This window comes from Leptospira barantonii (assembly GCF_002811925.1).
Classification (GTDB): domain Bacteria; phylum Spirochaetota; class Leptospiria; order Leptospirales; family Leptospiraceae; genus Leptospira; species Leptospira barantonii.
This window is the reverse complement of sequence record NZ_NPDS01000001.1, coordinates 460,065-473,368: the sequence shown is the minus strand read 5'-3', so window position 1 is coordinate 473,368 and position 13,304 is coordinate 460,065. Positions and strand designations below refer to the sequence as shown.

The 13,304-nt window shown below is 43.9% G+C and carries 14 protein-coding genes; 4 read left to right on the top strand and 10 right to left on the bottom strand.

The window, feature by feature from the left end:
* Window positions 1-37: 37 nt before the first annotated feature.
* Genes CH367_RS02240 through CH367_RS02230 form a run of 3 tightly spaced genes read right to left on the bottom strand, consistent with a single transcriptional unit; the run spans window position 38 to window position 3,076 of the window.
* On the bottom strand, window positions 38-499 hold the full coding sequence (locus CH367_RS02240; protein WP_100760876.1) for a tRNA (cytidine(34)-2'-O)-methyltransferase: 462 nt from the start codon (window positions 497-499) through the stop codon (window positions 38-40).
* Window positions 500-503: 4 nt separating this feature from the next.
* The gene (locus CH367_RS02235; protein ID WP_100760875.1) at window positions 504-1,658 is read right to left on the bottom strand and encodes a S1 RNA-binding domain-containing protein; all 1,155 of its coding nucleotides are present in this window, start codon (window positions 1,656-1,658) and stop codon (window positions 504-506) included.
* Window positions 1,655-3,076 carry a hypothetical protein gene (locus tag CH367_RS02230; RefSeq protein ID WP_100760874.1) on the bottom strand — a complete coding sequence of 474 codons (1,422 nt, stop codon included), beginning with the start codon at window positions 3,074-3,076 and terminating at the stop codon, window positions 1,655-1,657. The genes CH367_RS02235 and CH367_RS02230 overlap by 4 nt, the downstream gene beginning before the upstream one ends.
* A gap of 2 nt (window positions 3,077-3,078) precedes the next feature.
* On the opposite strand from CH367_RS02230, the gene CH367_RS02225 reads away from it, so the two are divergent.
* Complete coding sequence (locus tag CH367_RS02225; RefSeq protein WP_100760873.1) at window positions 3,079-3,771, top strand: histidine kinase; 693 nt, start codon at window positions 3,079-3,081, stop codon at window positions 3,769-3,771.
* On the top strand, window positions 3,772-4,539 hold the full coding sequence (locus CH367_RS02220) for a glycosyltransferase family 2 protein (protein WP_100760872.1): 768 nt from the start codon (window positions 3,772-3,774) through the stop codon (window positions 4,537-4,539). It abuts the gene before it with no gap.
* 140 nt (window positions 4,540-4,679) lie between these two features.
* On the opposite strand, the gene CH367_RS02215 is transcribed toward CH367_RS02220, so the two are convergent.
* The gene (locus CH367_RS02215) at window positions 4,680-5,072 is read right to left on the bottom strand and encodes a hypothetical protein (RefSeq protein ID WP_100738993.1); all 393 of its coding nucleotides are present in this window, start codon (window positions 5,070-5,072) and stop codon (window positions 4,680-4,682) included.
* 152 nt (window positions 5,073-5,224) lie between these two features.
* On the opposite strand from CH367_RS02215, the gene aroE reads away from it, so the two are divergent.
* Window positions 5,225-6,097 (top strand): shikimate dehydrogenase, encoded by an 873-nt coding sequence (gene aroE / locus CH367_RS02210; protein WP_100761321.1) that lies wholly within the window; start codon window positions 5,225-5,227, stop codon window positions 6,095-6,097.
* Entirely contained in the window at window positions 6,094-7,428 is a 1,335-nt protein-coding gene (locus tag CH367_RS02205; RefSeq protein WP_100760871.1) for a folylpolyglutamate synthase/dihydrofolate synthase family protein, read from the top strand. The genes aroE and CH367_RS02205 overlap by 4 nt, the downstream gene beginning before the upstream one ends.
* Window positions 7,429-7,468: 40 nt before the next feature.
* Here the strand turns inward: CH367_RS02205 and CH367_RS02200 are convergent, their stop codons facing one another.
* From CH367_RS02200 to CH367_RS02175, 6 genes are all read right to left on the bottom strand, one after another.
* Entirely contained in the window at window positions 7,469-9,052 is a 1,584-nt protein-coding gene (locus tag CH367_RS02200; protein ID WP_100760870.1) for a PEGA domain-containing protein, read from the bottom strand.
* Window positions 9,045-9,806 carry an ABC transporter permease gene (locus CH367_RS02195; RefSeq protein WP_425268780.1) on the bottom strand — a complete coding sequence of 254 codons (762 nt, stop codon included), beginning with the start codon at window positions 9,804-9,806 and terminating at the stop codon, window positions 9,045-9,047. The genes CH367_RS02200 and CH367_RS02195 overlap by 8 nt, the downstream gene beginning before the upstream one ends.
* Window positions 9,806-10,699 (bottom strand): ABC transporter permease subunit, encoded by an 894-nt coding sequence (locus CH367_RS02190; protein WP_100760868.1) that lies wholly within the window; start codon window positions 10,697-10,699, stop codon window positions 9,806-9,808. Before CH367_RS02190 ends, CH367_RS02195 begins: the two co-directional genes overlap by 1 nt.
* A 2-nt stretch (window positions 10,700-10,701) precedes the next feature.
* Window positions 10,702-11,163 carry a PTS sugar transporter subunit IIA gene (locus tag CH367_RS02185; RefSeq protein WP_100760867.1) on the bottom strand — a complete coding sequence of 154 codons (462 nt, stop codon included), beginning with the start codon at window positions 11,161-11,163 and terminating at the stop codon, window positions 10,702-10,704.
* Between the two features lie 85 nt (window positions 11,164-11,248).
* Window positions 11,249-12,148: a hypothetical protein gene (locus CH367_RS02180; RefSeq protein ID WP_100760866.1), complete on the bottom strand. Its 900-nt coding sequence runs from the start codon at window positions 12,146-12,148 to the stop codon at window positions 11,249-11,251.
* Window positions 12,141-13,301, bottom strand: coding sequence for an oxidoreductase (locus CH367_RS02175; RefSeq protein WP_100760865.1), 1,161 nt, complete (start codon window positions 13,299-13,301; stop codon window positions 12,141-12,143). The genes CH367_RS02180 and CH367_RS02175 overlap by 8 nt, the downstream gene beginning before the upstream one ends.
* Window positions 13,302-13,304 lie beyond the last annotated feature (3 nt).

Below are 13,304 nucleotides of genomic sequence, written 5' to 3'. Positions count from 1 at the left end.
CATTTAGATGCAGAATTCTGAAAGTGTAAATCCGTTTTTACCAGGACTTGATTTGGCGCATCGCTTCGTAAGAAATCACGGCGACTGAATTGCTCAAATTCAAACAACGGGAAGAATCTTCCATCGGAATTTTTAATATCTTTTCCTCATTCCACGAAATTTTCATTTCCGCGGGAACTCCCGATGTTTCATTTCCGAACAAAAAAGCGTCTCCTTCCTTGTATTGCACGCCGGTATAAGAACGTTTGCCGTGAATCGAAACCAGATACAAATCAGTTCCTTCCGGAAGAGCCGCTTTATATTCTTCTAAAGAAGAATGAAGTGAAATTTTAACCTTATCCCAATAATCCAACCCGGCTCTACGCGCGGCCTTTTCGGAAAGATCGAATGACGCTTGTCCGACGATGTGAAGCTCCGCACCCAAAGCCACACAAAGCCTTGCGATGTTTCCGGTGTTCGGTGGAATCTCCGGTCTGTAAAGTCCTATATGCAGAGACATGAAATCATTTTTTCTTGTTCTTGTTTAGGGAATTCTGAAGGATCGCTCCGAAAGAACTCGTGGAACCGCTCGTATCGGAACTCAAGTAACTGCTGTAGTCCATTCTCTCTTGAATCTCTTTCGCCTTTTGGATCGACAGAGAAATCTGTTTTCTTTCGGGATTCACTTCCATTATAAAAACGTCAATTACGTCTCCAGGTTTGAAACTCTGATTGAGAGGAACCCGATTCGGAATTCCGGTTTCTCTTCCGGGAACAAGACCGTTGAAATGATCGTCTAACTTTACGAAAAGACCGAACGGTTTTAGGGAATCGATCGTTCCTTTTACGATATCGCCTTCTTTAAACGGAACCGTCTGCGCCCAAGGATCCTTTAGAAAATCCTTAACCGTTAATGCGAACTTCTGATTTTCCCAATCGATACGAAGAACTCTCGCACGAAGAGTTTGACCGACTTGAAATTCTTTGTCGAGTTCCGGATTCTTTTTGAAAGTAGCTTCGCTGATCGGAATGAGAGCCGAAAGACCTCCGTCCATCTCGACGATCAAACCGAAGTTCTGAATCGTCTTAACCTTGCAGGTGACGAACATTCCCTCTTTGAGTTCCTGTTTGAGAACTCCGAGTTTCGCTTCCTTCGCTTTGTCCGAAATTTTCTTTTGAGAAACGATGAGCTTCCCTCTGCTTCCGATATCTTGAATGAGGAACTTAAGACGTTTGCCCACAAGACCCGATTTTTTCAACTCGGGATCGATTTGAGAGAACGGACAGAACGCGGTAAATTCTCCGATCTTTACTTCGGCGCCGGATTCTCCTTCGCTGATGAATTGACCGAGAACGGGGATCTCCGCTTTTTTAGCGATTTCTAATAGATCTTTGTTTAAAGAATCTCCGCTCAAACAAGTCGTGAAGTGAATGTCTCCGTGATCTTCCTTGAGAAAATACGCTTCGATCTCGTCGCCTTGATTCGGAAGACCGGACTCAATAAATTCTTCCGAAGTGATGATACCCGGAGTTTTCGTTTCCTTAGTCGTTACGAAAACGAAATCCTTTTTTGCGGAGCTTACGATTGCGGTGACTCTGGTTCCGGCTTCCATCGCTTTTTTCTTTTTAAAGGAAGCATCCAACATTTTCTCGAAGAGTTCTTTTTCCGATTCTTTCATTTGTTTTTCCCTCTCTTTTTTTGACTGGAAGCCGGTTCTTTTTTTTCGGATGGATATGAAATTTCTCCGGCGATCACTTTGCGAAGAGATTTCAAATTCTTTAAATCGACGAGCGGATCTTCCGTATAAACATTTATGAATGCCGGTTTGCCTTCGCGAATTTTTCCTTCGTGAGGAGCTTCGATAAAACCGCAGGTGGATTCGGTGGCGATGAAAATCGTTTCCACATTGCCGAGAACCTTGGAAAGAATTTCCATTTCCTTCCATCCGCCGATTCCCGGATGAACGTGAAGATAACCCGTGCCGGATGCGAGAAGCATTCCTTGACTTAGATTTTTTTGTCTGTTTAAAAATGCAAGATAGGATTTGTATTCCTTATCGGCGTTCGCACGATCCTCTTCCTGAATCTGAGAAAGTTTACCCGCGAACTCCGGTTCGGGCGCGATGTTTTTCGCAAAGTAAGGACTCCATTCCTTCATCGCGTTTAAGTCGGTTTCCCAATCCGAAGTTCCGGCGATCTTTTGATAATAATAAACGGAGAACATGGGACCCCAGTTTAAATTGCGAAACACACCGGGAGAAATTCTTCCCGCGATCGTATCGGGAACGGGATGATACAAAGTGGGAATACCCGCATTGATTCCTTCGAGAATGCTGAACTCGTCGCCAAAGGCGGATAACGCTAGTTTGATGTTCTCGGCGTCCGCGGATTTTTTCAACTGATACAAAAACGGACCGTCGAACGCGAACGATTCTCCCTCTTGATAACGATAAAAAAGATGAACGGGAGAAGCCGGTCTTTTTTTGATCTGAGAAATCGCCTGTTGGGAAGAACGAATCACGTTGTAACCGGGAAGGTTTCCGAGATTTTTCGTTTCGGAACTTTCCGCAATCCAAGGAGTGTCCGTCTTCTTTACCCAAGGAGAATTTTTCCCGGAACGTTGTGCGTCCTTCAAAAGTGTCTCGACCCAAGACGGATCTCCGACCGAAAGAATTCCGGTAAAACCGTGAGCCAAAAAGGATTGAAGAGAAAGATAAACACCCGCGCGATCTTTTTGTCCGCCGAGTGAATCCGTGGACAGAGTTACGTTTGCGTCACAAAATCCCGGAAGCGCGTATGAAACTTTTCCCGAGAAAGAATTTATTTTTTTGATCGATGTGATCTTACCGTTTTCGATTCGAATTTCGGAAGGTTCGGAATATTCTTTTTTTCCGGGAAGAAGATAACGCACCGCGTTTAAGGTGGTCGACTCGGAGTACACTGACGCCGTACTAAACAATAACATCAGAGAAAAAACAGAAGGCTTAAAAAGAATGCTGAGTTCGTTTCTTTTCCGTTTCAAACCTGAAAGGTGCTTCTTTTTTCGCGTTCTTAAAATGACTCTCTTGACAAACAAAACAGATTCCGAAATGTTCATGGATGATGGGGCAGGAAATCCGAGATATATCCGACAATATCCGGCTAACAATTGAGAACGGAAAAATCCTGTCTCTGAAAACCCACAGAATGACTCATTCTGTCGAAGAGCATATCCAAGATGCGGTCGGGCTGATTCTGGATAAGGTCACTCATCCTACTCTGGTTCCTACGGTTTATACTATAATAAAAGAGTTGGCAATCAACGCCTGCAAAGCAAACCAAAAAAGGATTTTTTTCGAAGAAAAAGGTCTGGATCTAAACAACGCTTCCGATTACGAAAAAGGAGTTCGCGAATATAAGAGTATTTTCAGCGAAGCGATGTCCGAACGTTACGGACAAAAGGCGAAGAAGGAAGGATACTATTGTCTGATCAGTTTTCATTATTCTTTTGACGGAATCAGAATCGAAGTCGTGAACAATGCGCCCGTTACTCAACAGGAAGAAAAATCTCTCCGCGAAAAATTGGAAAAAGGAATGCGTTACAACGACATCGCGCAGTTTTATTTGGATAACGCGGACAACACCGAAGGCGCGGGAATCGGATTGGCTCTCATCTTAATCATGCTCAAGGGAGAAGGAATCGATCCTTCCTATTTCAGAATCATCATTCGTGAAGACGTAACCATTGCAAGACTCGAAATCCCGCTTACACCGGACTTTCAGAGCATTCGAAAACTGAATCATAAGAATTAAATGCGACTTCCCCTCTCCGTTTGTATCATAACACTCAACGAAGAAGACAATATAGAACGTTGTCTTAAACCTCTGGACTTCGTTTCCGAAATCATCGTAGTCGATTCCGGTTCGAAGGATAAAACCGTCGAGATCGCTAAAAAGTTTAAGGCGAAAGTTCACAAAAGAAAGTTCGACGACTACGTAAGTCAGAAGAACTTCGCGTTATCCTTGGTCAAAAACGAATGGGTTTTGACGCTCGACGCAGACGAAGAAGTTTCTCCGGATTTGAAAACGGAGATCCTCGCGCTTTTTCAAAACGGACTCCCGAGCGCGGACGGATATTCCACTCCAAGACTGACTTGGTATTTGGGAAAATGGATTCGTCACGGAGGTTGGTATCCCAATCGACGCATTCGTCTTTTCCACAGATCCAAAGGAAAGTTCGGCGGAGGACTCGTTCATGAAACGATCCAACTCCAAGGAACATGCAATAAACTGAATTCTCCCGTGTATCATTATTCTTATAAGAATATAGGTGATCATATCCGTTACATAAACGCCTATTCCGAGTTAGGCGCTCAGGAAAAATTCAGAGCGGGCAAAACGAGCGGACTTTTTCACGCGTTTATGGAAGGTTTTTATAAAGCGTTTTGGATGTATTTTATACGTTTCGGATTTTTGGACGGAAAACAGGGATTCGTTTTGGCGATCTTCGGGTTCTATTATAATTTTCTAAAGTATATCAAGTTATACGAACTTCATTCGAAAGACAAAAAATCGGGTTGAACGAAGTTAAACGATCCTTGACGAATCATTCTCACGTTATGCGGGATTAAAGCGGACTCGACAAGTCCGCGCAAGAACTCAATGAACGCCCCCTGAACTCAGCAATAGCTTCCTATGGGGCGCTGTTCGGTCGCGCGGTGTTAATCTCTTCTTTCTTTGTTGTGATTGATGCGGTTCATGATGTAAAGAGCGAGTAAACCGCCTAACAAAACCGCGAGAAGATTCACGTTGGAGATCTGATAGATTCCGAACTTAGGAGAAATCAGCCAAAGAACGACTGAACGGATAAAATCCTGAAGCAGAGAAAGGATGATCAAAGATCCGAGAAGCGCTACGATCAACGCTCCCCAAAAACCGCCGAGAAGATCCTTACGTTTGTAGTAGTAATAATACCAAGAAAGACCGCCGGAGATTCCCGCTACGAATAAAACATCGAGAATGGTCGTCCACCACGGTGAGCCTGAAAAAGAAGCAAGCGGCGTCAAAAAGAGTTGTGCGCTCAGTCCGTGTAAAAAAGAATCAGGTAAATTCAGTAGGCTCATTCCAATACAGCATTTTCGGGAATTGTCTTTTAGTCGACTCATTTTACGCTTCACTCTCGAACTTACAAGTTTTGGAGCCAAAAAGTCGAAGGTTTCGAGCCGCTTACTCTCATTTATAAGAAACCAATTTGGGAATTCTCAGTTTGAAAAACGAAACAAACCAGTCCTCTCAAACTTTCGGTATAACTGGATTCCCGCTTTCACATTCTCTTTCGCCTCTCATACACAATTCGCTCTATAAAGACAAAGGTATAGACGCTTCCTATCTCGTATTCGAAACGCCGGAACTGAACGCGGAAAAAATTCGGGAGTTTCGAAACTCGGGAGTTCTCGGTCTTTCGGTGACCATTCCTCACAAAGAAAAAGCGTTTTCACTCGCCGACCAATCAGACGACGCTTCGAGAATCATGAAAGCCTCCAACACGCTTTTGATCGGCGTCGACTCGATTAACGCGTATAATACGGACGGTGAAGGAGCGTATCGATCCATCTTAGAATGGTCTCCGACATCCTTAAGCGAAGGAAAAACCGTCATTCTCGGGAGCGGAGGAAGCGCGAGAGGGATCGCATACAGTTTAGCGACTTCGGGAAAAATCCGCGACCTCATCGTATGTTCCAGAAACGAAACGACCGGAAAAGAAATCTGTTCCTTGATCACTGAAAACTCAAACGTAATTGCAAAACATACAACGCCCGATTCTCTTTTATCGATCCGAGATGAAATCTCCTTAGTGGTTCATACGACTCCGCTCGGAATGAAAGGACAATCACCGGGTCCGTTCTTAACGGAAGAATTTTTTAATCCGAACATGACTCTTTTCGATATCGTTTACAACCCGTTGGAAACCCCTCTCGTGAAAACCGCGCAAAAAAAAGGAAGCAAGATCATCCCCGGATCGGAAATGCTTTTGTATCAGGCGATGAAACAGTTCGAACTTTTCACAGGTGTTTCGCCTAACGCGGAAGATATCGTCAAAACGAGAGAACGTTTGTCACAAGCATTAGCGAATCGATGAACTCAACATCCGATTTTTTCGACTTCATATCCGGTCTTTCCAATTTGGAAAAAACCAGAAACTTCAACGTCTTTACCGGATATTCCTTGGAACCGTTTGCGAACGTTTTGAATAAATACGGATTCGATTCAAGGAAAGAATCTTCGCTCTGCAGAATCTCCGTTGTAGGAACGAACGCGAAAGGTTCGATCACTCATTTTTTGGGAGAATACTTCCGCCTTTCCGGTTTTAAAACGGGGCTTTATACTTCTCCGCATCTGATTTCTCCTTTGGAAAGAATTCGAATCGGAAATAAAACGAACCCGTTCCGAGAAGTGACCGAGAAAGAATTGAACGAATTGTTAAACGAATGGAAAACTCTCGGTGCCGAAACCGATTTGAAAACGTTTTCCTTTTTCGAACTTTTCACCTGCGCTTCGTTCCGTTTTTTTGAAAAAGAATCCGTTGAAGTTCAGATCTACGAGGCCGGGCTCGGAGGAAGACTGGACGCGACCAAACTCTGCGATCCCGACATAGTCGTATTGGGAATCATCGGACTCGATCACAAAGAAATATTAGGAAATTCTAAAGAAGAAATCCTGCTCGAAAAACTCGGGATCTGCACCTCAAATACGAAAGCGGTTTTTGCGATCGAACAAACAGAACCGCGTTTAAACGATCAAATCCGTTCCTGGTGCGATAAAAATGCAATCCCCTGTTTTATCCTTCCGCAAACTCCGAACGACGCGAGTTATCTCGTTCGAAACAAAGGATTTTCGTTTCAAGTATTTCAGAATATTCTAAATTTAGAATGGGCTTCTAAGATCCGCGCGCATTTCGAAACGTCTTTGAAAAACGAATCGAACGCGTCGGAGTCATGGAGTGACCCAAGCGGATTGCAGGAATCCAACAAACCGGAGTTCCAATCCTACGAAAAAAACATCACTCTTCCACCGGGAAGACTGAGCGTGTTAATGGATTCTCCTCGATTGGTTTTTGATCCGGCCCACAACCCGGACGCGTTTTCGGAAACGCTCAAAAGTTTAAACGCGATTTATCCGATGGATCGTTTTTTCGTGTTAGTCGGAGTTCTCAAAGACAAGGACGGAAACGGGATTCTGAAAATTTTGAGAACCGCAAAGAAGGATTCGAAGATCCTCGATTTTCGATTTTTAAAGGACGACGGCTTTGCGCTTCCTTCCGATTGTCTCGCGGAAGAATCGATCGATCACGAAGAATTCTTTGCAAATCTTCGTACATTCAAAAAATCGAATCAACCGAGTTTAGTGCTCGGAAGCTTTCGTTTGTTTCCGATCGTAAGCGAGTTCCTCGTTCAAAACGAAACTGACTGAAAAAAGAAAACGTTCGTCGAATCGACGGTGAATCGATTTTTTAAAATCTAAAATTAAACTGCGCAAACGAATCGATCTCGATCATCTGACCGGGAATCGCATACGGATTGTTCACACGTTTCGGAGCGATTCCGACATCCAAGGTTTCTTCGTCCAAACCGAGCCAATAAAACGTAGCGGCCAAGATCAACATCGCGGCCATCCCGTAAACCATCACGCCGCCCGTCAAACCCTGATGTCGTCCGAAGTTACCGGCGAGCTTTTGATATTTACCCGCGTCGTGATTGGTTTCTCGAATGATTCTTTCCTGATAGAGATACATTCCCACAAACGTATCTTGAGGAACCACGTTGGCCGCGAAAAAAAGATTGGTAAGACTTACCTGACTTTGCGCGCGATCATACAACGCGTTGGCCTTCAGATTGAAGTAATAATATCCAGCATAAAACAAAAGAGTTCCGTATAAGGAATAGATTGAAAAGTCGTTATAAGAATGATCGAGAAAAACGTTTTGTTTGTTTTTATAATAACTTACGCTGTCTCCCGGTTTTAATACGAGATCCAGTTTTGTTTCCTCGTCCTTTTTGATCTCCACACCTTTCAACAAATCGACGTGGCCTTCCATAGAAACACGAAGACGATTGTAACCGGTCTTCACCTTCACGTTGTTTAACGGAGTTTTTCCCAAAAATTCGGAACCGAGATACACGTTGGCTCCTTCCGGATTGGAAGTGACCGAGATCAATCCGTCTCTCGGAGTTTTGGAAAGAATCATTTCGAAATTCCCGCCGTCTTGAACGCTGACTTTTTGTTCCTGACTTTGAAACCCGTCCATATAATATTTGATGACGTGGCTTCCGGGAAGAATGTCCGATCTCTGCAAAGGAGTTTTACCGAGAAATTGTCCGTCCAAAAAAACCAAAACTCCGTCCATGGCCCCCGATTTAAAGGAGAATGAAATCGTGTTCTTTCCGATCAGTTCCTTTTTGATCTCGGTAATCAAACCGTCCAATTCCTGATAAGAACGTCTAACGCTAGTTTTTGCTTTGAATTCTTTTCGGGACCCGTCCTTGGAGGATCTCAAAACGAGTTTGAGTTCCATCTGCGACTCGCTTTTTTTTTCGAAAGTTCCCGCGAGATGATAAAAACATGCGGCCTTCTTACCGGATAAAAACAACGTACTGTCTTCGGGCGGAATCTCTTCGGAGATATATTCCGTTTTTAAGGTGAGAAATCTCGGATCTTTTTCGGGCGAGGTTTCCTTTGCGTTCTTGACTTGTTCGAGAATGTCCCCGTCCCATTCTCCCTTTTTTAATTTTTCTCTTCCCGTGGGTTTTCCGAAGGAGTGTTGAACACTTTGAGGAATTACATCGGCATCGAAGATTTGAAAAAGTCCCTTCAACCCCGAGAATAAAACCCCGCCGTAACCCTTGCTTAGATAGTCCAGGTTCGGGTCCGCGTTTTGGTTCTTCAAAGGAAACACACAGAGTTTTCTTTCTGTTTCGAAGGTGATTCTTTCCCGCATTCCACCTTCGGGGAAACGATAATAGTCGTCTATCCCCTGCGCCACGAGACCTATATTCAAAATCGATAATATTAAAATAAATGCGGATAATCTAATCATCTTTTTTCACGTTCAATGCGGTGACCAAACCTACGATTCCCAAAATAGGCATCACCAAAGCCAACGGAGCGGAATACGCATAGTCCCGCGCAAAGGAAATCTGTTCCCCGAGTCCGGGACCGAACCAATCCGAGCCCGCGCTCACTCCGAGGTAACTAAAAAGCGCCAGCGTCATTACAACGCCGGGTAACCCTGTAGTAAACAGAACTTTCAAGACAGGAAGCGTCGCCGGAAAAATATGATTTCGAAACACGTTCGCTCTCGAAGCTCCGAAAAAAACGGAGGACAAAACAAAACCGCTTCCGTCCGTTTCTCGGATTTTACTCTGAAGCGTTTCATACGAAAAGGCCCAGTCTCCCAAAAGAATCGCGATCACTAAAACGGAAGGTCCTTGTCCTAAAGCGTACACCGTAAGTAAGGCGATCAACAAAGAAGGAACGGAAACGAACACGGAAGAGATCGGAGTAAAAAACCATCTTCCCGTAAACGGAAGAGAATATTGAAAAAGACAAACCAAGGAACTGAACGCGAGCGTAAGAATCCGAGAAGGCAAAGAAAACAAAAGTGTGGAAACGGTTCCATAGGAAAAAAGACCGTATACGTCGCGGCCTAAACGATCGCAACCGAACGGATGATTCCAAGCAACGGAACAAAAGCTGTCCTCGAGAAAAACCTCGGTGGGCGGACTTTTCCAAAGAATTCCCGCCAAGGCCAGACCCACGAAAAGAATTCGGAACGAATTGTTAAGCGACATCAGGAAAGACTCTCCTTACCGGTGAGATTTTCCTGAAAACGAAGAGAAAACCTGCTGAAGATATAAAACGTAAGACCGCTGTAAAAAAGAAGGGCGCTCAAAAGTTCGGAATCCATAGTCTGAATCGCGTAATACATCGATTTTCCGATTCCGGGAAAGAAAAAGATCTCCTCCACGATCATCGCGCCAGAAAGAAGGGAACTGAAGTCTAAAAGGATCAGAACCGCGAGCAGAGGAAGAATCTTGAGTAAAACATGATTCCATAATATTCTATTCTTAGAATATCCCCTCGCGCGCAGAACCTTTGTATACGGAGATTTCAATTCGATTTCGGCGAAGCTCAGAGCGAACTGATAGATTCTCGCCCAAACCCGAGAACCGAGCGCGATTCCGGGAAGAATCACGTACAATGAATTCCAAGGTTCGTAGCCGCCCGGCGGAAGCCATTCCAGTTGAACGAAAAAGATCAGAAGCAAAACCACGCCGACTACGAAAACGGGCGTGGATAAAATCAGGTTGCTCAGAAACAAAAAGAATCTTTTGAAAATACTTTCTTCTTTTTTGGAACCCGCAAGAGCGAATACGATCGCGAAAACACTTCCCCAACCCACCGAAAAAACCGCGAGATGTAACGTGGGAAGAACTCTGGAAGATATATGTTTCCAAACCGATTCTCCCGAAGCGGTCTTTGCGGATTGAAACGTTACGATACCTTTGACAAAGGAAAAAATCTGAGAGGAAAACGTTTTACGTTCTAAAAAAGATTCTTCCTTGGAAAAAGAGGAATCGGCGTAGAGATATTCCCTGTTTAAAGAACGAAGATGACCGAATAGAACCGAGAAAAAAATTAATGCGACAAGAAATAGAAAGAACCTGGAGACTTCTCCCTGCACGATTAAACGTTCCGAGAAAAAGCTTTTTGGATTTCCTCAAAGGATCCGGAGCGAATGAGTTTTTCCCTGTCTTCCTTTACGTTTAAAGCCTTTGCGATTTGAGCGAGGGTTTTGATATGTTCTTGGAATTTTGTTTTGGGAACGATGAGAAGAATGAAGATATGAACCGGTTGATGATCGATCGAATCGAAATCGATTCCGTTCGGATTTAAACCCATCACACATTTGAGTTCGTCTACGAGATTGACCGAACAGTGAGGGATCGCGACCCCGCTTCCGATTCCTGTGGACATCGATTTTTCGCGGGCGAGAAGAGATTCTAAAATTTCTTCCTTGTTTTCGGCGTCGATCTGATGTGTGTCGACAGCCTTTTGCAGAAGTTTGGAGATCACTTCCTCTTTGGTGCCGGGTTCCAAATTGAATATAATAGTTTCAGGATGAAGAAGAGTCAACAGTTGATTCATACGAGCGCCTCTGACTCTTTGCGAATTTCGACTTTACGTTTACGTTTATTACAATACGCGATCATCATTCTAACCACAATTCGAATCACTCTAATTGCCCGAAATTATCGACTCTGCTTCCCAGAAATATACGTATCAGGCTGGCTTCAATGAAAAAATAGAAAACGGAAAAGCCGAAAAGCGGTAAAGCAAAACCTACTAAAACCTGGATGACATAAAACAGGACCGCAGTCGCCAGAACTCCGATCAAAGAATAAACCCAAGCTGTATACAAATTCCTTCCCGGTGCGGCGAAAAGAATCGCAAACGAGACCCAAGTCGACAAAAGCACGGGAGAATATTCCATAGAAAGGTTTCCGGTTCCCAAAACCAAACCAGCTCCGAAGATCAACGGAATCTGAAACGCGGTCGGTCTTTTTAAAAAGACGGGAATTAAGAATAAAATTCCGTAAGCGCCCATCGTTTCCAAAGAAGAAAATCTCCAAGGAGAATAACCTTCCTGCGAAAAGGAAAGAACGCTGTAAAGATCCGAAATGGATTCGTCTCGAAACGAGAAACTCGGTCTACCTGCAAGTCCCGAAAAAATATCCACCGCCGGAAGCAGAAGATACAAAACGAGAAAAATCAAAAGTTGAATCAACGAAAGAGGAACCTGAATCCGAAGACGGTTCTCCAAGGGAGAATATAAAAAGACGCCGGCGATTCCTGCAAGAATCGCCCACAACACGGTGCCCGGATGAATCGGTAAAAGAAGAACGAATATTCCCGTATGAACGACCCACTTCAAAGGATAGACGGAACGTTTTACGATCGTGAATTGATAAACAAAACAAGTCGCGAGAACAATCGCATAACAAATCCATAATGGAATCGTTCCGAACAAGACGATTCCCGCGAGTGAAAAGATTCCCAAAAGAAGATCAGGAAAAAACGGATCGGACTTACGAAAAAAACCGGCTCTTGTAACGAGAAGATAATCAGACATTCGACTTCTCCTTTCGTTCCGATTTTACAGTTTCGATCCTGTCTCTTAAGGAGATTCCCGAAGGACAAAGAAACGTACAAATCCCGCAAGAGATACAAGCGTTGGAAAAGAATTGTCCCTGCCCCGTAACGAGAGAAATCGGATTGCATTCGAGAGGACAGTTATAAGTACATTCTCCGCATTCGGTGCAGGGAAGTTCCTTTTGTTCCCGGATTTTACCGGCGACAAAAAGGATAGAATGATGTTTGTAGATGTCCAAAAAATATTCTTCCGAAGAGGAATGATATTCTCCTCCGTCGAAAAAGGAATTGAACGTGAAGTTCGGATATTCCTTCTTTTTTTCGAGAAGAAGAAAGCTTAAACTCTGACCGTCACGGAACTTGATCGGAGATTCTTCCTTTTTGAGTCCGCCGTTTTTTCCAACGTAGTAGATGCTGATATGTCTTTCGATAAACGGAATCTTTTTGAACAAAGCGCGGTAAAGATGAAAGAGAGTTTCCGGTCCGAGATAAAGAATATTCTCTTTTTGGAATGTTTTTTCGGAAAGCGCCTTTTTGACGAAGTATTGCGGAAAACCGACCGGGTATTCGTATTTTCGGAACGGAACCGGATTTAGAACGTAGTCTTTCACGTTCGCGCCGGGAAACCAAACCTTCAAATATTCTAAAAACTGAATATGCAATTCTTTGCATTCTTCCAAAAGAATTTTCTGGAAGTCGACCGACTGCGTTTTCGTATACGGAGAAAGAACGATCAATGAGGACTTAAAAATCTTAAAAAGAGAGGATAACGTGATGTCCTCAAAATCCAAAGAAACAAGACCGTGTTCGTCCATTCTTTCCAAGGCTTGTTCGAGTTTTAGGGAAGAATCGATCTGGGTTTCACCCGACAACTGAAAACTTCCGTCCTGAACGATTCGAATTTTCGTCGAATGTTCTCCTTGGATCAAACTCGCGATTCCGTCCACCGGAGATAAAAGTGTTCCGACGGATTGTCTGAGTAGAGGTTCGCCCGCGCGTACACGAGTGGGGAATTCTTTTAGATACAATGCTCCCGGTTCGGGAAATAATGTGAAGGGTTCTTCCAGGACGGTCTTACGGGAAAATTTTCCGTGGACCAATCCTGGTTTGAGAGTAAAAGCGGAGGGCTTCAAAAC

Coding starts and splice junctions, on each gene's coding strand:
- CH367_RS02180 (WP_100760866.1), bottom strand. CDS start 12,148: ATGTCTGATTATCTTCTCGTTACAAGAGCCGGTTTTTTTCGTAAGTCC.
- CH367_RS02235 (WP_100760875.1), bottom strand. CDS start 1,658: ATGAAAGAATCGGAAAAAGAACTCTTCGAGAAAATGTTGGATGCTTCC.
- CH367_RS02225 (WP_100760873.1), top strand. CDS start 3,079: ATGATGGGGCAGGAAATCCGAGATATATCCGACAATATCCGGCTAACA.
- CH367_RS02195 (WP_425268780.1), bottom strand. CDS start 9,806: ATGTCGCTTAACAATTCGTTCCGAATTCTTTTCGTGGGTCTGGCCTTG.
- CH367_RS02230 (WP_100760874.1), bottom strand. CDS start 3,076: ATGAACATTTCGGAATCTGTTTTGTTTGTCAAGAGAGTCATTTTAAGA.
- CH367_RS02220 (WP_100760872.1), top strand. CDS start 3,772: ATGCGACTTCCCCTCTCCGTTTGTATCATAACACTCAACGAAGAAGAC.
- CH367_RS02240 (WP_100760876.1), bottom strand. CDS start 499: ATGTCTCTGCATATAGGACTTTACAGACCGGAGATTCCACCGAACACC.
- CH367_RS02200 (WP_100760870.1), bottom strand. CDS start 9,052: ATGATTAGATTATCCGCATTTATTTTAATATTATCGATTTTGAATATA.
- CH367_RS02205 (WP_100760871.1), top strand. CDS start 6,094: ATGAACTCAACATCCGATTTTTTCGACTTCATATCCGGTCTTTCCAAT.
- CH367_RS02185 (WP_100760867.1), bottom strand. CDS start 11,163: ATGAATCAACTGTTGACTCTTCTTCATCCTGAAACTATTATATTCAAT.